This is a genomic window from Methylobacterium sp. 10, assembly GCF_000519085.1.
Lineage (GTDB): Bacteria > Pseudomonadota > Alphaproteobacteria > Rhizobiales > Beijerinckiaceae > Methylobacterium.
This window is the reverse complement of record NZ_KI912577.1, coordinates 1,230,168-1,249,324: the sequence shown is the minus strand read 5'-3', so window position 1 is coordinate 1,249,324 and position 19,157 is coordinate 1,230,168. Positions and strand designations below refer to the sequence as shown.

19 protein-coding genes are annotated in these 19,157 nt (G+C 67.7%); 13 read left to right on the top strand and 6 right to left on the bottom strand.

The features are described 5' to 3' along the window. The first annotated feature begins 267 nt into the window (after positions 1-267). The 5 genes from K368_RS0105750 to K368_RS0105725 all read left to right on the top strand — a co-directional run bounded on the left by K368_RS0105750 (position 268) and on the right by K368_RS0105725 (position 6,392). Positions 268-768, top strand: a complete 501-nt coding sequence (locus K368_RS0105750) for an Hsp20 family protein (RefSeq protein WP_027171565.1) — start codon at positions 268-270, stop codon at positions 766-768. Positions 769-869: 101 nt separating this feature from the next. Next, positions 870-1,382 (top strand): hypothetical protein, encoded by a 513-nt coding sequence (locus tag K368_RS0105745; protein WP_027171564.1) that lies wholly within the window; start codon positions 870-872, stop codon positions 1,380-1,382. Between the two features lie 534 nt (positions 1,383-1,916). Next, on the top strand, positions 1,917-3,713 hold the full coding sequence (locus K368_RS0105740; protein WP_027171563.1) for a DEAD/DEAH box helicase family protein: 1,797 nt from the start codon (positions 1,917-1,919) through the stop codon (positions 3,711-3,713). 740 nt (positions 3,714-4,453) lie between these two features. Then, positions 4,454-5,182: a hypothetical protein gene (locus K368_RS25500; RefSeq protein ID WP_027171562.1), complete on the top strand. Its 729-nt coding sequence runs from the start codon at positions 4,454-4,456 to the stop codon at positions 5,180-5,182. Continuing rightward, entirely contained in the window at positions 5,115-6,392 is a 1,278-nt protein-coding gene (locus K368_RS0105725) for a terminase family protein (protein ID WP_051439769.1), read from the top strand. Before K368_RS25500 ends, K368_RS0105725 begins: the two co-directional genes overlap by 68 nt. A gap of 12 nt (positions 6,393-6,404) precedes the next feature. Here the strand turns inward: K368_RS0105725 and K368_RS0105720 are convergent, their stop codons facing one another. After that, positions 6,405-6,641 carry a hypothetical protein gene (locus K368_RS0105720; protein ID WP_027171560.1) on the bottom strand — a complete coding sequence of 79 codons (237 nt, stop codon included), beginning with the start codon at positions 6,639-6,641 and terminating at the stop codon, positions 6,405-6,407. Positions 6,642-6,716: 75 nt separating this feature from the next. After that, positions 6,717-7,982 (bottom strand): S8 family serine peptidase, encoded by a 1,266-nt coding sequence (locus K368_RS0105715; protein WP_197030984.1) that lies wholly within the window; start codon positions 7,980-7,982, stop codon positions 6,717-6,719. 250 nt (positions 7,983-8,232) lie between these two features. On the opposite strand from K368_RS0105715, the gene K368_RS0105710 reads away from it, so the two are divergent. Beyond that, the gene (locus tag K368_RS0105710; protein ID WP_027171558.1) at positions 8,233-9,393 is read left to right on the top strand and encodes a phage portal protein; all 1,161 of its coding nucleotides are present in this window, start codon (positions 8,233-8,235) and stop codon (positions 9,391-9,393) included. Positions 9,394-9,398: 5 nt separating this feature from the next. On the opposite strand, the gene K368_RS0105705 is transcribed toward K368_RS0105710, so the two are convergent. Next, the gene (locus K368_RS0105705) at positions 9,399-9,836 is read right to left on the bottom strand and encodes a nuclear transport factor 2 family protein (RefSeq protein WP_027171557.1); all 438 of its coding nucleotides are present in this window, start codon (positions 9,834-9,836) and stop codon (positions 9,399-9,401) included. Between the two features lie 557 nt (positions 9,837-10,393). Between K368_RS0105705 and K368_RS0105700 the strand changes: the two genes are divergently transcribed. The 4 genes from K368_RS0105700 (at position 10,394) to K368_RS0105685 (ending at position 13,844) form a co-directional block, all read left to right on the top strand. Beyond that, positions 10,394-10,942, top strand: a complete 549-nt coding sequence (locus K368_RS0105700; protein ID WP_027171556.1) for an HK97 family phage prohead protease — start codon at positions 10,394-10,396, stop codon at positions 10,940-10,942. Then, positions 10,939-12,282 carry a phage major capsid protein gene (locus K368_RS0105695; protein ID WP_027171555.1) on the top strand — a complete coding sequence of 448 codons (1,344 nt, stop codon included), beginning with the start codon at positions 10,939-10,941 and terminating at the stop codon, positions 12,280-12,282. Before K368_RS0105700 ends, K368_RS0105695 begins: the two co-directional genes overlap by 4 nt. Positions 12,283-12,492: 210 nt before the next feature. Further along, positions 12,493-13,596 carry a hypothetical protein gene (locus K368_RS23965; protein WP_051439768.1) on the top strand — a complete coding sequence of 368 codons (1,104 nt, stop codon included), beginning with the start codon at positions 12,493-12,495 and terminating at the stop codon, positions 13,594-13,596. Positions 13,597-13,598: 2 nt separating this feature from the next. After that, complete coding sequence (locus tag K368_RS0105685; protein WP_027171554.1) at positions 13,599-13,844, top strand: hypothetical protein; 246 nt, start codon at positions 13,599-13,601, stop codon at positions 13,842-13,844. Positions 13,845-13,979: 135 nt separating this feature from the next. Here the strand turns inward: K368_RS0105685 and K368_RS0105680 are convergent, their stop codons facing one another. Both K368_RS0105680 and K368_RS0105675 read right to left on the bottom strand, forming a co-directional pair. Beyond that, positions 13,980-14,843, bottom strand: a complete 864-nt coding sequence (locus K368_RS0105680) for a trypsin-like serine protease (RefSeq protein ID WP_027171553.1) — start codon at positions 14,841-14,843, stop codon at positions 13,980-13,982. 109 nt (positions 14,844-14,952) lie between these two features. Next, positions 14,953-15,714 carry a S1 family peptidase gene (locus tag K368_RS0105675; RefSeq protein ID WP_027171552.1) on the bottom strand — a complete coding sequence of 254 codons (762 nt, stop codon included), beginning with the start codon at positions 15,712-15,714 and terminating at the stop codon, positions 14,953-14,955. Between the two features lie 37 nt (positions 15,715-15,751). On the opposite strand from K368_RS0105675, the gene K368_RS0105670 reads away from it, so the two are divergent. The 3 genes from K368_RS0105670 to K368_RS0105660 are packed head-to-tail and all read left to right on the top strand — an operon-like array spanning position 15,752 to position 17,137. After that, on the top strand, positions 15,752-16,312 hold the full coding sequence (locus K368_RS0105670; RefSeq protein ID WP_027171551.1) for a phage head-tail connector protein: 561 nt from the start codon (positions 15,752-15,754) through the stop codon (positions 16,310-16,312). 22 nt (positions 16,313-16,334) lie between these two features. Next, positions 16,335-16,685 (top strand): head-tail adaptor protein, encoded by a 351-nt coding sequence (locus K368_RS0105665; RefSeq protein WP_027171550.1) that lies wholly within the window; start codon positions 16,335-16,337, stop codon positions 16,683-16,685. Beyond that, the gene (locus K368_RS0105660) at positions 16,682-17,137 is read left to right on the top strand and encodes a DUF3168 domain-containing protein (RefSeq protein ID WP_027171549.1); all 456 of its coding nucleotides are present in this window, start codon (positions 16,682-16,684) and stop codon (positions 17,135-17,137) included. Before K368_RS0105665 ends, K368_RS0105660 begins: the two co-directional genes overlap by 4 nt. A gap of 580 nt (positions 17,138-17,717) precedes the next feature. Here the strand turns inward: K368_RS0105660 and K368_RS0105650 are convergent. Continuing rightward, positions 17,718-18,821 (bottom strand): IS5 family transposase, encoded by a 1,104-nt coding sequence (locus tag K368_RS0105650; protein ID WP_027171548.1) that lies wholly within the window; start codon positions 18,819-18,821, stop codon positions 17,718-17,720. Positions 18,822-19,157: the final 336 nt, after the last annotated feature.

Sequence of the window (19,157 nt, the reverse complement as noted above, 5' to 3'; positions counted from 1 at the left end):
CCACCCCCACTCCTAGCCTCTCCCCACAAGGGGGAGAGGGACGCGGTCTGCCTGCACGAGCAGATGTGTGAACCCAGTATCCCCTTGCAGCGGGGGGCGGAGCCGCAGCCCGGCCCCTCACACCGCGAAAAAAATCCACATCGGCCGGGAACCGCACCCCGCCCGCCGCGTTTCACGCGTGCGAGGCCACGATCGGCTCGCACCTTGGCGCCGGACACGGTGTCCGGCGGCCTGTGTCATCACGTTGCTCTTCAGGAGGATGTGGTCATGAGGACCTTGGATTTCGCACCGCTCTACCGCTCGACCGTCGGTTTCGACCGCATGATCTCGCTGCTCGACCAGGCGACCCGGATCGAGCCGTCGACGACCTGGCCGCCCTACAATATCGAGAAGGTGGCCGACGATGCCTATCGCATCACCATGGCGGTGGCGGGCTTCACCCCGGATGAGATCGACCTGACGCAGCACGACACCGTGCTTCAGGTGACCGGCCAGAAAACGGGTCAGGACGGGGAGCGCGCCTATCTCCATCGCGGGATCGCGACGCGGCCGTTCCGGCAGACCTTCAACCTGGCCGACCACGTGAAGGTCACGGGAGCCAGCCTCGACAACGGGCTGCTGACCGTGGACCTCGTGCGCGAGGTGCCCGAGGCCTTCAAGCCCCGCCGCATCGCCATCGCCGGCGCGACGAGCCCCATCGGCCAGGACAACACCCATGTTCAGGACGAGGCGCCCGCGCAGGTCGAGGACCGCGCCAAAGCCGCCTGATCCGCACCCGACCCACCAAAAATACCCTCGGGGGCCTCCGGGCCCGCGAGGGGCGCATCCATTTTCCAGTCCTGCCTCACGGCCCTCAGGGAGGATCGATCATGTCGATGAAGGAGACGCACCTGTCCCGTTCCGGCCTCGGAACGTCCGGCCTGATGAACGGCCCCATGAACCCCGCGGCGACCCAGCCCGCCTCGTTCGAGGCGTGGCAGGCGCTGGTGGCGCCCGGGGACGTGTTTCGTCATCCGCGCGAGGTGCTGGCGCACCCGCTCCTGACCCGCGAGGAGAAGCGGACGATCCTGGCCTCCTGGGTCTCGGATGCCTGCGCCCTCGAGAACGCCCCGGGCCTGCGCTGCCTCACCGGGGCCAGGGCCGAGCCGGTGACCGTCGATGCCCTGCTCGCGGCGCTCGCCGAGATCGACGGGGATGTGCCACCGGAGACGGCCGCCCCCGGCACCCGTCGCCCCGCCCCTCGCCGCCGGCCGCGCCTCGCGAACCTGCACCACTATCTCCGCCCGCGTCGCCGCAACGACGACGACGAGCCGCCGCCCTGCCCGGCGACGATCATGCCCCGCCCCCGGACGCCGCCGAGCGCTGATGCGATCCCGGCTTGAGCGGGGAAGCCTGACGCGATCCGCCGTCGACGGGCGGCGGTGGCGCGAGGCGGCCTGGCCCCGCGCGCGTGATGACCAAGCCCCATTCCCTTGCCGATCAAAGCGAGTGATGTCCGAGGTTGGGCGCCAGCGTGGGAGACCTGCTCAAGGTGGCAAGCGGACCCTGGCCTTACGCGCTGAAGCGGACGTTTCGCCTCCGACTCAACCTAGTCGTACATGTTGTTGCGAGCCCCACCCAAAGCGGACATAGGGCTGGGGATTAATCACCCGAATGATGCGGGCACGATGTAATTGCCAGCGAGGTCGTCTGGGAGGCTTTTGCCGGTGACCGGTTTTAGGATTGGTAAGCGATGCGCGGGACCCCGGTCGACATGTTGCCTTAGGTTAACTGAGTTTACCGAGGACCTGATCGATGAGTTGGTCGACGGAGAATAGCCAGAATCAACTGCATGCTGTGGGCGGTTAGCCCGATCATCTTGCCACGGGGAGGAAACTCGAAGAGGGTGCAAGGCTGCAATCAGAAGGTGGCTAACCGTGCCTAGTCCGTTCGAGACGCGTACACCTGCTGTCGAAGGTAATCAGCTAATCCGGGCGCCCCAGCGCGAAGCCTTTGCCCGTATCGCGGAGTTCGCAGCCGAAACGGATCGCGAAGCGGGTGTAGTTTTACCCGTTGGCTGCGGCAAGTCGGGAACCATCGCGCTCGCACCGTTTGCCTTCCGATCGCGCCGCACCCTGGTGGTCGCACCAAACCTTCATATCGCGCAGCAACTTCACAACACTTTTGATCCGGCGAAGGACGATATGTTCTATCGCATCCGGAACGTTTTGAACGGCGGGCCGTGGCCCGAACTCGTCGAGATCCGCGGAACGACGGCGAACCGATCCGACCTCGACGTCGCCGAGATTGTCGTCACGAACATCCAGCAGCTACAGGGCGCCGGGAACCGTTGGCTGACATCGCTTCCCAACGACTTCTTCGACCTGATCCTTTTCGACGAGGGGCACCACAATGTCGCCCAGTCTTGGGACGCGCTGAAGGCGGCGTTTCCTGCGGCCCGCGTGCTCAACTTTAGCGCGACGCCGATGCGTGCGGACGGCCAAATCATGGCCGGTCGGATCATTTATTCTTACCCAGTGGCGAGGGCGATACGTGAAGGCTACGTGAAGCGGCTCAAGGCCGTGGTCCTGAACCCTCGCACCCTGCGCTATGTCCGACGTGAGGACGGACAGGAGATCGAGGTCGACCTCGAAGAAGTACGCCGTCTCGGCGAAGACGACGCCGACTTCCGGCGGAGCATAGTTACCTCGACCGAGACGCTAAACACCATCGTTGACGCCTCGATCCGAGAACTCGACCGGCTGCGTCGCGAGTCAAGCAACACCAACCTGAAGATCATCGCCTCGGCGTTGAACTACGAGCACTGCCGCCAGATCGTCGAGGCCTATCGGGCACGCACCCGTCGCGCTGATTTTGTACATTCGAGGGAGGAAGGCACTGCCAATGCGCGTGTCCTGCGCAGACTCGAAAATAACGAACTCGACGTGATCGTGCAGGTCAGGAAACTTGGCGAAGGCTTCGATCACCCGCCGCTGGCCGTAGCTGCTGTCTTCAGCATGTTCGGCAACCTGTCGCCGTTCGTGCAGTTCGTCGGCCGCATAATGCGGGTCGTCACTCAGAATGCCCCAAACGACGCGGTCAACCGCGGGGTTGTCGTCTTCCATGCCGGTGCCAACTGCGCCCAACGGTGGACCGACTTCCAGACGTATACTAACGCAGACCAAGAGTTCTTTGACGAGTTGCTCCCTATGGAGGGACTCGACTTTACAAACCGGAACGAGATCGAGGTGGAGCCGGTCCCGCGCGATCTGAACGAGGGAATGGATGTCAGATTCCAGTCCGAAGTGCACATTCAAGAGATCCCGCTAATTGAGGAGGACGAGGAGGCGCTCGCCCTGATTCGACAGCTTCAGGAGCGGGGATACGACCCGGATACCGTCGCCGGCGCTATGCGTCGGTTGGAGCCGGTGGACGTCACTCGAGTTCGGCAACGCCAAGCGTCGCGCGCCTCCCTCGACACCCGCGTTCAGACTGAGGTTGGACGAATCTTCGCGCGTCGCGGGGTCAATCATCAAGGCCGGGATCTAGATAGTCAGCGACGGAGCCGGACGAACTTCGTCGTCCTGAAGTCGGCCATTGACCGGCACATCCACACGCTTCTCGGGGTCGGCGCAGGGGAACGCAGCGAGCTGTCCCAGCAACAACTCGACCACGTGAACGCCCAGTTTGATGCCCTGGTCGCGCAGGCCGTGACGGAGGTATTTGGTGCCTAGAATTCGGTCGCTCGTCACCAACGTTCAGATTGACATCGTTCAGCGGGCGCACGAATGCCAGGGCAATGGTAGCCATAAGTTGACGAAAGGACAACGTCGGTTAGCAGTGAGAAAGGACCGGGGGTGGGACAACTACTGTCTCGAATGCGGTAAGCGCATTCTGGAGCGGGATGCAGCCAAGATCGCATCTCTTCTCGAGGCCATCAACGGCAGCGTCACGGTCGTCCCCGACGACGATTAATCACTCCGCGGTTTCGGCGAAATTTACTTCACGCCGGACTTTTTTGGTATCTGGAGGACGTCACCGTCCCGTCGTTTGACGATCTCGATCATATCAAGCGAGCGCTAGGCGCACCCGCCTTTACGACAGAGTTGCTAGCTAAGCTAAGGGGCAATTTTCAGGCGCTGAGCCAACGCCCGCGCTCATGGAGCGGAGCTACCAAGCGCCGCCATTGGAATGAATGTCGGCTCCCTTGTTTTGTTACCTGAAACCGCACTGCAGATCTCCAGCCAACCCAATTATGATCTCTGTCGCGCAAGGTGGCCTGAAACCGGCCTTTCCCAGAATCTGCTAAGAATCGGGAGTAGACGCGACTACGCGTCAGACTTCCCACCGCCGCTCCACCTTCGCGCCAACCACCATCTTAAAAATCCTAAAATAGGAATTTATGATTGACACCGTGACGCTCCTCGGGTATCAATGAGGAACGCTCAAGAAGTGTGACGAGAGGGGCAGCGAGATGGAGCTTCCCCTGGAAACACGCCGGCTCGTCGAGCAATTGATGCGGACGACGAGCATGACCGGCCGCGAGATCGCGGAGCGGACGGGGGTCCGCCCCCAGACGATCAGCACCTGGAACCGCCAGCATGGCTGGCGCGAGGGGGTGAGCGACGCAGCGCGCCGCCTCGACCCCGGGGCATGGGCGCCCGCGAGACGGCGTGCCGTGGCCAAGCTCTACGGGATGGCGGAGGTCGAGACCGCGACCCTGGCGGTGGCGCTCGGCGGCACAGTCGTCGGCGCGCCGGCCCTGTTCCGCGCCTGCGGATTCGAGCGGAGGCCGCGCGCCAGCCCGGTGCCGCACCCGCCGAAGGGCGGGGCGCCGCCTTCGGCGGCGCGCGTGACGGAAAATCTGGGCGAGGCCCTGCGCGCCCATATCGGCCGCCAGATCGCGCGGTTCGACGCGGCGCTGACCGGCGAGACGCCGCCGGGCCTCGATTCGGCGAAGGTGCTGCGCGACCTCGGCGGCCTAAAACGGCTGCTCGACGACCTCTCCGGCGATGACAGGGAGCGGAACCATGCGACGTCCCGCTTACCCGCCGACGACACCCGTGAGGACGATCTGCCGGCCCTGCGCGCGGCAATCGCGGCGCGCTATGCGGCATGCTGCGGCGAGCGGCCGGATGCCGGGCTTCCTGGCGAGCCTGCCGCCGCACCTGATCCGTGCGCTGGCCTCGGACTGGCTCCATAACGCCCGGACCGACCAGCTGCCGCCCTGCCCGTCGCGGGGGGACTGGACCACCTGGGCGGTGATCGGCGGGCGCGGCTCGGGCAAGACCCGCACGGGGGCCGAATGGGTGCGGGCGCTGGCCGGGGGCGACCCCGCCTTTTGCGCGGGGGCGGTGGGCCGCATCGCCCTCATCGGCGAGACCTATGCCGACGTGCGCGACGTGATGATCGAGGGGCCGTCCGGCCTGCTGTCCCTCTCCGGGTCGCGGCCGCTCTGGTCGCCTTCCCGGCGGCGGCTCGAATGGGCCAACGGCGCCGTGGCCCTGGCCTTCTCGGCCGAGGAGCCGGATTCTTTGCGCGGGCCGCAATTCGGCGCCGCCTGGTCCGACGAGATCGCCAAATGGCGCCGGCCGGACGCCACCTACGACATGATCCAGTTCGGCCTGCGCCTCGGCGACCGGCCGCGCAACCTCGTCACCACCACCCCCCGGCCGATCCCGCTGATCCGCCGCATCCTTTCCGACCCGCTCACAGTGGTGAGCCGCTCGCGCACCGCCGACAACGCGGCCAACCTGGCGCCGTCCTTCCTCGACACCGTGGTCGGGCGCTATGCCGGCACGCGGCTCGGGCGCCAGGAGCTCGACGGCGAACTGATCGAGGACCGGCCCGACGCCCTGTGGACGCGGGAGGGGATCGAGGCCTCCCGCATCGACCGGATGCCGGAGCTCGGGCGGATCGTGGTGGCGGTGGACCCGCCCGCCTCCTCGAAGGCGGGGGCGGATGCCTGCGGGATCGTCGCCGCGGGGCTGGGGGCCAACGGGCATGCCTACGTCGTCGCCGACGCCACGATCGGCCGGGCGAGCCCGCAGGCCTGGGCCGGCGCGGCCCTGGCCCTCTACCATCGCCTGGAGGCGGACAGCCTCGTGGTCGAGATCAACCAGGGCGGCGAGATGGCCATCGCGGTCATCGCCGAGGTGGATGCCGCGGTGCCGGTGATCCCGGTGCGGGCGACGCGCGGCAAGTATCTGCGGGCCGAGCCGGTCTCGGTGCTCTACGCGCAGGGCCGCGTCCATCACGTCGGCAGTCTGCCGGCGCTCGAGGACGAGCTCTGCGATTTCGGTCCGGACGGCCTCTCCAGCGGCGCCTCCCCCGATCGCCTCGACGCCCTCGTCTGGGCCCTCACCCACCTGATGCTGGGCCAGAGGGCCGAGCCGAGGATCCGGCGGATGTGAGCGTCAACAGACCTATGAGCGCACGGCCCGGTCGCGGAACGGCATCGCGGAGACGGTCCGGTCGGCTTCCAGCGTGAGGCCCGAAATTCGCCTGAGGCTCGCCACCGCGCCGCTGTCGATAGACCCGCTGACGATGCCCAGATCCTCGTACGCCGCATGCACGACGAGGCCGAGACCCTCGGCCTCCTTCACGATGCCCTGGAAACGATCAGGGTCACTCACCGACATGTTCAGCGCGACCTCGGCCATCGGATTACTCCTCGTCTCCGAGCCGCCGTCTCGAAGGCGCTCGCCATGCCGACGAATATAGGCCTCCGCGGACCATTACGCGAGTGGCGCCTGGACCAACCCGGCGCCGACATCCTTGCTGTCGGCGGACAGGGGCTTGGCCCTTTGCATCAGATAGGCCCAGAGGGAGCGACCCCGGGCCTGAGGCGCGGCTTCGAGGAACAGGGCCGCGATGCCCGCCGCATGAGGTGCGGCCATGCTCGTCCCGTCCAGGGCCTTGTAGAGGTCCGGAGCGGGCCAACTCGCCATCACATCCATGCCCGGGGCGGCAAGGTCGATCTTCCCGCCACCCGGATTGAGACCGGCATTCGAGAACCAGGCCGTCTTCAGCGCGCGATCGACGGCGGCGACCGAGAAGATGTCGGGGCAATTGGCGGGGTGACTGACGGGATTGATCTTGCCGCGGGCACGGTCGCTGTCGTTGCCCGCCGCGGCGACGATCAGGGACCCTCTCGCGAGGGCGCGTTCGGCAATCTGCTGAAAGACGGCCGAGTATGCCTGGCCCCGTTCGACGGCGCTGCCGAGGGACAGGGAAATGACGTCACAATTGTGGGACAATGCCCATTGGAGTCCGGCGATGATTCCCGCATCGGTACCGCGCCCGCTGTTGTCCAGCACCTTGCCCACGTAGAGATCCGCATCGTAGGCGATGCCGTAACGCGGCAGATGTTGGGGCCTGCGCGCGCCGACCGCCACGCCGCAGCAATGCGTCCCATGCCCGTTGCCGTCCTGAACGCCCTGCCCGGCGATGAAGGATTGCGAAACGATCGTCCGCCCGGTGAAATCCGGATGGGTCAGATCGAGTCCCGTATCGAGGACCGGGACTTTCACGCCCCGGCCGGTGAAGCGGCTGTCGGGAACACGCGTCGCTTGAAGTCCCCAGGACAACTGACTTTCGTCATAGGAGATCTCCTGCATACGCCCGCCCAAGCCGCTGTCACTCGGACCGGCTCCGGTCATCGTGTCGTAGAGGTGATTCACGGCATCCCGGTACCCGCGAAGGTAGGTCAGGTCGATGCTTCCATAGGTGTGGACGTAGCGCTCGGGCTCCATCGCATACAGGGCCGATGACTGGGCAACCGCCGAATTGACCGCGGCGATCTGGTCCGGCGGGGAGTTCACCACGGCCACTCCGAGTTCGTGGAACACGATCCCCTGTCCCTCGGCGATGGACAATTCGTCGATCTGAAGGGCTTCGGACCCTCCGACGCTCTGGAGACTCAATCCGGCCGTGTCGTTCAGGTGGCTCTGGGCGGCAGCCGTCTCATCGGGTCCGAGCAGGATCAGGTATCGGCCCGTCAAGCGCTCGATCGAACCGGCCATGGGGTGGGATGAAACGATCGGTTGCACGCCCGGTCCGCCGGACCTGGATTGCGTGCCGCGTGATTGAGACTTCGGACCGCGTGCCTTGCCCATAACGTCGCCCCCGACATGCCCATCGGCAGTATCCGATGATTTCAGCGCAGTCATCGCGCGGTCACGACAGTCGTTCGACGCCGCGTGAAATGCAACCTGGTTTTTCAGATGCAACCCAGATTAGGATAGCCGGGTCATGCCGAACCTCCTCACCCGCCTCGCGCGGGCCGCCTTCCCCGTGGCCGAGACCAAGGCCGCTCCGGTCGCCGGCATCGGCCTCGCCTTCTACGGAGAGGGACGGGCAGTCTGGACCGCGCGGGATTACGGCGCCCTGGCGCGGGAGGGGTTCCAGCGCAACGCCATCGTCCACCGGGCGGTGCGGCTGGTGGCGGAGGCCGCCGCCGCCCTGCCCCTGGTGCTGACGGACCGGGCGGGCCCGCATCCGCTCCTCGCCCTCCTCGCCCGGCCGAATGCCCGCGAGGGCGGGGCGCGCCTGCTGGAGACGCTCTATGGCCACCTCATGGTCTCGGGGAACGCCTATCTCGAAGCCGTGAGCCTCGACGGCACCCCGCGCGAGCTCCACGCCCTGCGCCCGGACCGGATGCGGGTGGTGCCCGGCCCCGATGGCTGGCCCATCGCCTACGACCACAATGTGGGCGGCCGGACCCTGCGGCACGACCAGACCCGCGAGGGCGTGCCGCCGATCCTGCACCTCACCCTGTTCCATCCGGCGGACGACCATTACGGCCTGTCGCCCATGGAGGCGGCGGCGGTGGCGCTGGACATCCACAACGCCGCCGGGGCCTGGAACAAGGCGCTCCTCGACAATGCCGCGCGGCCCTCCGGGGCGCTGGTCTACGCCACGTCCAACGGGTCGACGTTGAGCGAGGCGCAGTTCACCCGCCTGAAGGGCGAGCTCGAGGCCAATTACCAGGGGGCCGCCAATGCCGGCCGGCCCCTGCTGCTGGAGGGCGGCCTCGACTGGAAGCCGCTCTCGCTCTCGCCCAAGGACATGGATTTCGTGGAGGCCAAGGCCGCCGCCGCCCGCGAGATCGCGTTGGCCTTCGGCGTGCCGCCCCTGCTGCTCGGCCTCTCGGGCGACAACACCCACGCCAACTACGCCGAGGCCAACCGCGCCTTCTACCGGCAGACGGTGATCCCGCTGGCGCGTCGCACCGCCGAGAGCCTCGCCCAATGGCTGGAACCCGCCTTCGGCCCCGCCCGCCTGGAACCCGACCTCGACGCCATCGAGGCCCTGGCGCCGGAGCGGGAATCGCTCTGGCGCCGGGTCCAGGCCGCGGATTTTCTTAACGAGGCGGAGAAACGCGAGGCGGTGGGCTACGGGGCGGCGTCATAGATGGGTCAGTTCCAGGTGTGCAGCACCGTGCGCCAGTCGCTGCCCTCGCGCTCGAGAACGTTGACCCAGTTGCCCTCGAACGTCTTCTTCGCGCCCCCCTCGCCGGGGCCGGACATGGACCAGCGCCCGGTGACGAGGAGAACGTCCCCCTTCATCTGCGCCGAGTTGACCTTGATCGCATGCTCCTCGAACCCCTTCGCCTTCAATCCGGCGAAGAAGGCGCCGATCTTGTCGGCGCCGGACACGGCGGCGCCCTTCGGGATCACCATGGCGTCGGCCGCGTAGAGCCCCTTGAGCCCGTCCATGTCGCCGGAATTGTAGGTCTGGTCCCAGCGGGCCGCGGCGGCCTTGGCATCGGCTGTCGGATCGGCGGCCGAGGCAAAGGTCGGCACGATCAGGCACAGCAGGACGGCTGTGCCGCGCAGCTTATTGGCCAGGCCCATGCTCGTCTCCAATTCCCGATTCGCCTCAGATCAAACGCGAATATTGTCTTTCTTTCATGAATAGGAAAGCGAAATCTCGGTACGTGCCCGCGAGATGTGGCGTTCATCTTGAGCCGCACATTGAAGGCTAGTCGTCACGATAGGCTTGGCCGATACCGAGACATCCTCCACCGCATCGAACCGCAGGGGGTCTCGCCCAGCGGGCGCACCCCGCTTGGAGCCGGACCGCGACGGCTGTGCCTCTCTCCAAGAGGCTTCGACATGAGGCACGACGGGCTCCCCCTCCTGGAAGGCGACGATATTCACCCGTCCGCTCTTGCAAGTGATCCACGTCCCTCTCCCCCTTGTGGGGAGAGGTCAGGAGTGGGGGTGGCTCCGCCAGCCTCCGCGACTTGGACTTGGACTTGGTCACGCCGGACGCCCTGGTGAGCTTCGCCACGAGACCCGCCGTCTCGTCGTCCTCGATGGAGAGCGGCATCCGCACCTCCGGGAGATCCTCATTTCGATGAGGATCTCCCACTGCGCCCACCTGTCCTCACACCCTTCGGGAGCCCGCCATGGACGGCCATTTCACCGGCTATGCCAGCCTGTTCGGCGTGGCCGATCTCGGCAACGACGTGGTGGCGCGGGGCGCTTTCGCGGGGAGCCTCGGCGAGCGCGGGGCCGCCGGCGTGCGGATGCTGTTCCAGCACGATCCGGCCGAGCCGATCGGGCGCTGGCTCTCCCTGCGCGAGGATGCGCGCGGCCTGCGGGTGGAGGGCCTCATCAACCTTGCCGTCCAGCGCGGGCGCGAGGCCGACGCGCTGATGCGCGAGGGCGGCCTCGACGGTTTGTCCATCGGCTTTCGGACTCTTCGGGCGAGCCCGCAGCGCGGGGGCCTGCGCCGCCTCCTGGCGGTCGACCTGTGGGAGATCTCCCTCGTCACCTTTCCCCTCCTGCCCGGCGCCCGTGCCTCCGTGCCGGACGGGACGGCGGCGCCCCTCGCCATGGAACTGCGCGCCTTCGCACGGCGGCTCGCCCCGCGCGCAGCGCCGTCCGCCCGGTCCTCGGCGGCCCTTACCCCCTTCACCCTCCCCTCCGTCGCCCAACCCAAGAGGCTCGCATGACCGTCCACGTGTCGCCCAACGCCGCTTCCGCAGCCCCGGAGACCAGGTCCGCCCCGGAGACCAGGTCCGCCCCGGAGACCAAGTCCGCCCCGCACCTCCCGCTGGAGAACAAGGCGGCGCGCCCCGCCTCCGACGTCGAGGTGGGCGCCGCCATGGGCGAACTCTCCCGCGCCTTCGAGGCCTTCAAGGAGACCAACGACAGCCGGCTCGCCGAACTGGAGAGCCGCCGCCCGGGCGACGTCCTCACCGAGGAGAAGCTCGCCCGCATCGACGCGGCCCTCGACACCGCCCGGACCCGCCTCGACCGCCTGACCCTCGACGGCCGCCGTCCGCCCCTGGGCGGGGACGGGCCGAGCCGTCCGGACTCGGCTTCCGTCGAGCACAAGGCCGCCTTCGATCTCTATGTCCGGGCGGGTGAGAGCGGCGACCTGAAGCGCCTGGAGGAGAAGGCGCTCTCGGCCGGTTCCGGCCCCGATGGCGGCTATCTCGTGCCGCAGACCATCGAGCGCGACGTGTTGCGGCGGCTCGCCAACCTCTCGCCGATCCGGGCGCTCGCCACGGTCCGTACCATCTCCGGCGGCCTCTACAAGCGCGCCGTCTCCGCCACCGATGCGGTCTCGGGCTGGGTCGCCGAGACCGCCGCCCGGCCCCAGACCGACGCACCGCCCCTGACGGAGCTGAGCTTCCCGGCCATGGAACTCTACGCCATGCCGGCGGCGACCCAGACCCTCCTCGACGATTCCATCGTCGATATCGACGCCTGGCTCGCCGACGAGGTGGAGACGGCCTTCGCCGAACAGGAGAGCGTCGCCTTCGTCACCGGCAACGGGGTCAGCCGCCCGCGCGGCTTCCTCGACGTGGACAACGTGGTGAACACCGCCTGGGTGCCGGGCAAGCTCGGCTTCGTCGCCACCGGCGCGGCCGGGGCGTTTCCCACCGCCAACCCGTCCGACGTGCTGTTCGACCTCGTCTACGCCCTGCGCGCCGGCTACCGCCAGAACGCCAGCTTCGTCATGAACCGCAAGGTCCAGAGCACGATCCGCAAGATGAAGGATGCCGACGGCAACTACCTGTGGCAGCCGCCGGTCTCCGCCGACCGGGTGGCGACCCTGCTCGGCTTCCCCGTGGCGGAGGCGGAGGCGATGCCGGATGTCGCGGCCAACAGCCTGTCCATCGCCTTCGGCGACTTCAAGCGCGGCTACCTCATCGTGGACCGCGCCGGCCTGCGCGTCCTGCGCGACCCCTACTCGGCCAAGCCCTACGTGCTGTTCTACACCACCAAGCGCGTCGGCGGCGGCGTGCAGGATTTCGACGCGATCAAGCTGTTGAAGTTCGCGTGATACGCCCCGCCTCCGGGACCCTGTCCCGGAGGCGGCTTGCCATCGCGGCGCGACACGCGGACATGAGCCGTCCCCGCGTCACGGCTGTGGATTTTCCGGCACTACCCTGGGATTCATGCTTATCGAACTCAAGATTGATCGAGGGGGCCTTTTCCCCCGGTGGCATTGCGCTATGAATTAATCTCAGGTTGATTTTCTGGGATAGTGAGCATGAATCTCGACGGGGCGGTGAACGCCAAGGCAGAGGTGTTCCTAAGAGCCTTCAAATATTCGGAGGTCGTCACCGCCTCCACGGACATAGGCGCTCAGCCGACCTTTTCCCCGCAGCCGGGGACGGCCGCGTATGCCGACATCGTCAAGGCCAGACGTGGCGGAGAGTTCGATCCGAAGGAGAAGATCGCGGTCGGGGTGCTTCGCCGTTCGGACAACAACGATCGGCCATCGGACCTGAAGCTCGGGCTGTTCGTGCAGCACAAGAAGTTGCTCCACCATCCCGTCGTCGAGGCTGCGCAACGAATCGCCAAGGGCGAGGCAAAGATCATCGTTACGGGCCGGGTCCGGCGTCAGGTGGCCGCGAGGGCCGACCTTTGCCGACCGTTGCTGATGGGCGAATCCGTCGGCCACCACCGTGTCACCGCCGGGACGATCGGGTGCTTCGGCATCGACGGGAACGGCGATGTGGGAATGGTGTCGAACAACCATGTCCTCGCTCACACGAACCGCGCGAAGCCTGGCGACGTCATCGTCCAGCCTGGACGGCTCGACCACGGCGACGCCGCGGACGCGACCCACAGGATCGCGAAGCTGCGCGCCTTCGTCCCCATCGACTTCGATCCGAGCGCATCGAACCTCGTCGATTGCGCCTTCGCATTGCTCGACGACCCAATGAATTGCGATGCACGGCGGGTCGGCCATGACAGCATCGATCCGCACAGATGGAATCTCGGTGTCATCGAAGATTTGATCCTGGATCAGGTCCCGGTGAAGAAGGTCGGGCGCACCACACGCCTTACGGAAGGCTTGGTGGAGGCCATCGACGTCGACAACGTTCGCGTCCAGATGATCAGCGGCGCACGCTCCAAATATGCGATCTTCAACCGGCAGATGGCGATCAGCGGAACCCAAAGGCCGTTCTCCAAAGGAGGCGATAGCGGTTCGTTGATCTGCACGGCCGAGGGCCGCCCGGTCGCGCTCCTGTTCGCCGGAACGGAGACGGGTGGCCGAAACGGGTTCGGCATTACTTATGCAAACCCCATCCGCACGGTTCTTGATGCCCTCGACATCGACCTCTACACTGGCCCGGCAGGAGCATGACAATGGTTGACCAGCGCGAGAAGTTGGTAGCGTCCCGGCCCGCTGCCCTGGCAGCGAAGGATGCGTTCACGAGCCGTTACGTGGCCGGCCACCCGGACCGTTCCGTCGGCCTCGGCCTCAACCGAACGGGCGACGACTGGGCGATGAAAGTCTTCGCGCAATCCCCCTCCGCCGCGAAGGAATTACCCGACCATTTCGGCGATTTCGCCGTGGAAGTTCAGATCACCGGGTCAGCGGCGGCGTTCTGACCCGCTGCGCCAATGCCGCCGGCATGACGACGTTGCCGTCCGTCCACGGGATGGGTCGCGCAAGCGGACCATGACGCAGTGTCGTGCGGGCGTATGCCCGTCCGACAATGAGCCTCTTCACTCCACCTGACGCCCCTACCGCCGCCCCGGTCGTGCCATCCAGTCCGAGCGGTTGGAGCGGCGGAAATTCGCGGACGCCTCGCCGGAGGTGAGTTGTGCCATCTCGGCGGCGCGGGAGGTGATCCAACCGGCATGCTGGCCGGTGGGGGTGACCGCCGTGAAGCCGCCGCAGGCGGTCCGGGCGCGCTTGTCCTGGCGCATGGCACCGCTCGACCAGCTGACCACGCCGACGATCTGGTAGCCGCCCGGACCGCCGCGCAGGATCGGCCCGCCGGAATCGCCGAGGCAGGCGCCGGCCCCCGCGGTCTCGGCAAGCTTGCGCCGGTCGGTCACCACCGTGACGGTGTTGGCGACCTGGAGCGAGCCGATGGACACGAGATGCGCCTGGCGCAGGGTGCGGGCGGTGTTGCGACGGTTCTCGGCCACCACGCCGAACCCGGCGATATCCACGGCGTCGCCGCTGTTGATGGCGCCGCCGCTCCGTGGGTCGAGAGGCTGGAAGTCCTGCCCCAAGGGCTCGGCGAGCTTGATCAAAGCGAGGTCGATGCCCGGCTGATCCTCCGGCGTGGTGCCGGGCACGAAATCGGGATGCATCGAGGCGGCGATGGCGAGGATGCGGCGCTGGCGGAACGCGCGGTCCACGGCGACCACGCTGTAGCCGGCCTGGTGCATGACGCAATGGGCGGCCGTCAGCACGAGATCGGGGCCGATCAGCGTGCCGGAGCAGATCTCGCCCTGGGTGCTCTCGATGCGGACGACGGAGGCGCGCAGGCCGTTGGGATCGCGGGAGACCTCGCCGTTGATCACGGCGAAGGCCGGAGCCGGAATCAGCCCGACCAGCGCCGTGACGACGGCCCTGCGGAGCGCGGTCGCGAACATCGTGTCTCTCCCGCGCCCGGCTGAAAGCCCCGGACGTCCCTGGAATGAAGCCTAGCCTATGGCAATCACCTGGCCAAGCTCCCGGTTCCGTCGCGGGGGCGGAGCGGCGTCAGGGCGCGGACCAGCCGGCGGAACGCCCCCAGCCCGCGAGGGTCCGGTCGATCCAGTCGCGCTGCGGCCCCAGCAGCACCCCTTGCGAGATGCCGCCGCAGGCGACGCCACCGACCCAGGCGGCGACGGCCAGCGGCGGAGCGCCGGGCGCATCCGCGATCGGCCCGCCGGAATCGCCCTGGCAGGCGCCGGACGCGCCGCCGGACGGCTTCATCCAGACCAGGATCCGGCTCTGCCCGTAAGGCTCGACAACGGGCAGCACGGCGCTGCGGAAGGTGCCGGTGGTGCGCGGCTCGCCCGGTTTCGAGACCCCGTAGCCGGCCAGGACGAGGCTCTCGCCGGCACGCGGCATGGCGGCGCTCAACGGGGTCGGCCGGAAGCGGCCGGGAAGCGGCGTGACGGTGCGGACGAGGGCCAGATCGATGGAGCGCCGGCGCCCGGCGATGGCGCCGGCATCGTAGCCGGGATGGACCGCGCGGGCCGCGAGCTCGATGAGCACCGGCTGGCCAGCCTCGTCGCGAACATGCACCCGGTGCTCCGCGCCGCCCTGGCGGGGGGAGGCCGCCACGCAATGGCCGGCGGTGAGCACCGCATCCTGCGCCACCACGATGCCGGTGCACACGCCGCCGTTCGAGGACAGCACCATCACGGCCGAGCCGGCCGCCTCCGGCGCCTCGCGGCCGCCGACCACGGCGCCGGCCGGCGCGGCGGCGAGGCCGAGCAGCAGCGCGGCACCGATCGCTCGCATGTCGAGATCCATTCCACCCGCCCCCTTCACCGCCCGCCCGGAGACGACGATGAATCCGATACGCGTCGATGCCGCCATCGTCGAGCCGGTCATCCTGGCCGACATGCGCGCCCACCTGCGCCTCGACCCGGACAACACCGCCGAGGACGGTCTGGTGGAGAGCCTGATCGCCTCGGCCCGCGCCATGGTCGAGCTGGCGACGCGGCGCGTCCTGGCGCCCGGCCGCTACCGGGTGATGCTCACGGCCTGGCCGGCGGACGGGTTCGTGCCCCTGCCCCTGAGCCCCCTCGTCGCCCTGGCGAGCGCCGGCTCGGTGGATGCGACCGGAATCGTCACGGCCTTCGACCCCGGCCTCGTCCGCCTCGCGCCGGACACGGTGGAGGCGCCGGGGCTGATCGTCTCCCCGGCAGCCCCGTCGCTCGCCCGGGCCGCCGCCCTCATCGAGGTCGATGCCGGGTACGGCGGGGCGGGTCCGCCCATGCCCCCTCCCCTCGTCCAGGCGATCCGGCTCCTCGCCGCGCACGGGTTCGAGAATCGCGGCGACCTGCCGTTGACCCTTGCCCCGATGGTGGAAGCGCTCATCGCGCCGCACCGCCGGATGCGCCTCTAACCGTACCGTTCGGAGCTCTGTCATGACGCACCCGCCCATCGGCGCGCGGCGCCGCCGCTACGTGCTCGAACGCTTCGTCGACGACCCGGACGGGTTCGGCGGCCACCTGCGCCGGTTCGTGGCCGGCCCCCTCCTGTGGGGCACGCTGGATTCCACCGGCCATGCGGAGCGCGCCCGCGGCGGCCGGTCCGATGCGGTGGCGACCCACCGCATCCGCCTCGCCTATCGCACGGACGTCACGCCCGCCATGCGGCTCGCCTCCGGCCCGCGCCGCTTCGTGATCCGCGCGGCGGGAGACCCCGACGGACGCGGGCGCGACCTCGTCTGCGAGGTCGAGGAACTGATCGACGCACCAGCGGAGGCCCTGCCGTGAGCGACCCCCTGTCCCTTCCCGCCAACCCGCTCCTTGCCCTGCGGGCCGCCATCCTCGCCGTCCTCGGCGAGGATGCGGAGCTCGGCCGGCTCATGGGCGGCCATGTCCGTATCCACGACGAGCCGCCGCGCGGCGCGGCACCCGTCTACGCCCTGTTCGGCCCGGCGGAGATGCGCGACGATTCCGTGGACGGCGCGCTGCGCCATGTGCATCGGCTCGGGCTGATCCTGTTCGCGAGGCCCGGCTCCAGCCGCGGCGCCGTCGAGGCCGCCGGCCGCGCCGCCGCCCTCCTGCACGAGGCGCTGCTCTCCCCCGCCGGCCATGCCCTCTCGATCCTGCGGGTCGAATCCCTCGCTTGCGCCCGTGACGAGCGCAGCGGCGAGACCCGCGCCACCCTCACCCTCCAGGCCGTCACCGAGCGGTTGCCGATCTCGAACGGAGCAATTCCATGAGCGCCCAGAAAGGCAAGGACCTCCTCATCCGGATCAGCGAGGGGGCGGGCTTCACGGCGGTGGCCGGCTGTAAACAGAACCGAAGTTAGCCCGCACATTACTTCGAGCGGCAACAAAACGCCCAATGAAGTCAGGCCGCACGAGGATATTTCTGCTGAAATACGCTTATCTGATAGCAATTTTTATCACAAAGTAGAATTTTACCGCTTATCTTAGATTGCCCGACTAATACGGAACCGAGGGTCATCGAGCCGTTAAGGTTCATGAACCAGCCATATTGTCGGGCCGCGTGAACTTCTTGAGCCGTTTCGGAATAAGTCCGCCGAGAGCTGCCCCCTCTCCTTCAAGCGCTCATCTTCGTAGCACTGAGCGGACTTCAGTTTGGCTATGGAGACGATCTCCTATCAATCGTTGGCGGCTCAGCCTCATCCTAACAGGCCGCTGAAGAAGTCTGGTTTGGCCCTCTGCATGGATGATGTTGGCTGTTGTGGCGGGGACCGGCGCTTTTGAGGCGGTTCGGTTCGTCACCTTCTGCGGTGCCTCCGTTTCTGGAGGTGAGCCCCGGCCCCGGGCCTACCCCTCATCCCGCCGCCCGGGCCAGAAGCTTTGGGAGGCGAACGAGGTTGTAGGCAGCCGCCGCGAAGGTGAAGGCCGCCTCGACCTTGGGCTTTGACCGGAGTTTGACCTTGGCCAACCCCGCCTGGACCTTGATCCAGCCGAAGACCTCCTCCACGCGCTTGCGGCAGCGCAGGCTGATCACGTAGCCGGGATGGCGGGTGGTACGACCATCGATGGCCGTTTTGCGCGGCTTGCCGGATTTGGACACCGCCCCGTTGATGGCGATGTGGGGCGTGACGCGGCGCGCCCGCAGGTCGCCGACGAAGGCCCGGACATCGTAGGCCTTGTCCGCCCCCAGGGTGATCCGATGCCGGCGCGGACGCTGGTCGAGCATCGTCAGCGTCGCCTCGCGCTCGGCGGTCCCCGTGGCATGGGTCAGCGTGGCGTCCACCACGAGCCCGTTGCGGCTCTCCATCAAGGCATGGCCCATGAAGCACAGCCGGCTCTCCTGGCCCGCGCTCTTGCGATAGAGCCGGGCATCCGGATCGGTGGTCGAGGCATGGGTCTCGTTCGAGCGCGTCTCCTTGCGGAAGTCGCGTTCGCCGTTGCGGCCGGGGCCCGGCGGTTCGCCCGAGCCGTCTTTCGGCCGGAAGCTCTTCATGCTCGCCCTGGCCTCGATCAGCGTGCCGTCGACGGAAGAGTGGTCGCTCGACAGGAGCCGCTTGACGGGCTTCAGGGCCATCAGGCTCGAGAGAAAGGCGCGGGCGACATCCGCCTCCAGCAGCCGGTCGCGGTTGTGCGTGAACACCGTCGGATACCAGACCGCGGCGTCCATCTCCAACCCGACGAACCAGCGGAACAGCAGGTTGTAGTCGATCTGCTCCATCAGCATCCGCTCGGACCGCACCGAGAAAAAGGCCTGCAGCAGCGTCGCCCGCAGCAACATCTCCGGCGGGATCGAGGGCCGACCCATCCCAGAATACAGTGCCTCGAAGCGTCCGTTCAGCCCGGCCAGGACCTCGTCGGCCAGCGCCTGGATCGGCCGCAAGGGATGATCGGCCGGAACGCGCTCCTCCAGGCGGATGTAGCTGAACAGGCTCTCCGACCGATCCTCACGCCCGCGCATCGCTCGACCCCCAACCCGCCACGGACAGAGTGAATCATCTCAGAGACAAGCCGACCAGCGACTTCTGCAGCAGCCTGCTAAGTGGCGGGATACCATGCATGGTCTGATAGCTGCACCGGATCTTCCCAACGAGCCCACTGCTGATCAAGTCGATGCATGGCTGAAGGTGAGCGAAGTGCTGGCAGATGTGCGTCTCCAGCGCCTGCTACGTGCTCAGGCGATCGATACGGGGCGGACCTTCGGCTGTCGTAAGGCTCGGGACGACCTCAAAGCGTGGCGAGCGCGACAGGACATGATCTTGGACCAAGTACGTTCGGCGATGCGCCAGGAAATGCC

What these genes read in the sequence shown, in the direction of transcription:
- K368_RS0105750 (WP_027171565.1), top strand. Translation starts at nt 268, where the DNA reads ATGAGGACCTTGGATTTCGCACCGCTCTACCGCTCGACCGTCGGTTTC.
- K368_RS0105745 (WP_027171564.1), top strand. Translation starts at nt 870, where the DNA reads ATGTCGATGAAGGAGACGCACCTGTCCCGTTCCGGCCTCGGAACGTCC.
- K368_RS25500 (WP_027171562.1), top strand. Translation starts at nt 4,454, where the DNA reads ATGGAGCTTCCCCTGGAAACACGCCGGCTCGTCGAGCAATTGATGCGG.
- K368_RS0105725 (WP_051439769.1), top strand. Translation starts at nt 5,115, where the DNA reads ATGCCGGGCTTCCTGGCGAGCCTGCCGCCGCACCTGATCCGTGCGCTG.
- K368_RS0105720 (WP_027171560.1), bottom strand. Translation starts at nt 6,641, where the DNA reads ATGGCCGAGGTCGCGCTGAACATGTCGGTGAGTGACCCTGATCGTTTC.
- K368_RS0105710 (WP_027171558.1), top strand. Translation starts at nt 8,233, where the DNA reads ATGCCGAACCTCCTCACCCGCCTCGCGCGGGCCGCCTTCCCCGTGGCC.
- K368_RS0105705 (WP_027171557.1), bottom strand. Translation starts at nt 9,836, where the DNA reads ATGGGCCTGGCCAATAAGCTGCGCGGCACAGCCGTCCTGCTGTGCCTG.
- K368_RS0105700 (WP_027171556.1), top strand. Translation starts at nt 10,394, where the DNA reads ATGGACGGCCATTTCACCGGCTATGCCAGCCTGTTCGGCGTGGCCGAT.
- K368_RS0105695 (WP_027171555.1), top strand. Translation starts at nt 10,939, where the DNA reads ATGACCGTCCACGTGTCGCCCAACGCCGCTTCCGCAGCCCCGGAGACC.
- K368_RS23965 (WP_051439768.1), top strand. Translation starts at nt 12,493, where the DNA reads ATGAATCTCGACGGGGCGGTGAACGCCAAGGCAGAGGTGTTCCTAAGA.
- K368_RS0105685 (WP_027171554.1), top strand. Translation starts at nt 13,599, where the DNA reads ATGGTTGACCAGCGCGAGAAGTTGGTAGCGTCCCGGCCCGCTGCCCTG.
- K368_RS0105680 (WP_027171553.1), bottom strand. Translation starts at nt 14,843, where the DNA reads ATGTTCGCGACCGCGCTCCGCAGGGCCGTCGTCACGGCGCTGGTCGGG.
- K368_RS0105675 (WP_027171552.1), bottom strand. Translation starts at nt 15,714, where the DNA reads ATGGATCTCGACATGCGAGCGATCGGTGCCGCGCTGCTGCTCGGCCTC.
- K368_RS0105670 (WP_027171551.1), top strand. Translation starts at nt 15,752, where the DNA reads ATGAATCCGATACGCGTCGATGCCGCCATCGTCGAGCCGGTCATCCTG.
- K368_RS0105665 (WP_027171550.1), top strand. Translation starts at nt 16,335, where the DNA reads ATGACGCACCCGCCCATCGGCGCGCGGCGCCGCCGCTACGTGCTCGAA.
- K368_RS0105650 (WP_027171548.1), bottom strand. Translation starts at nt 18,821, where the DNA reads ATGCGCGGGCGTGAGGATCGGTCGGAGAGCCTGTTCAGCTACATCCGC.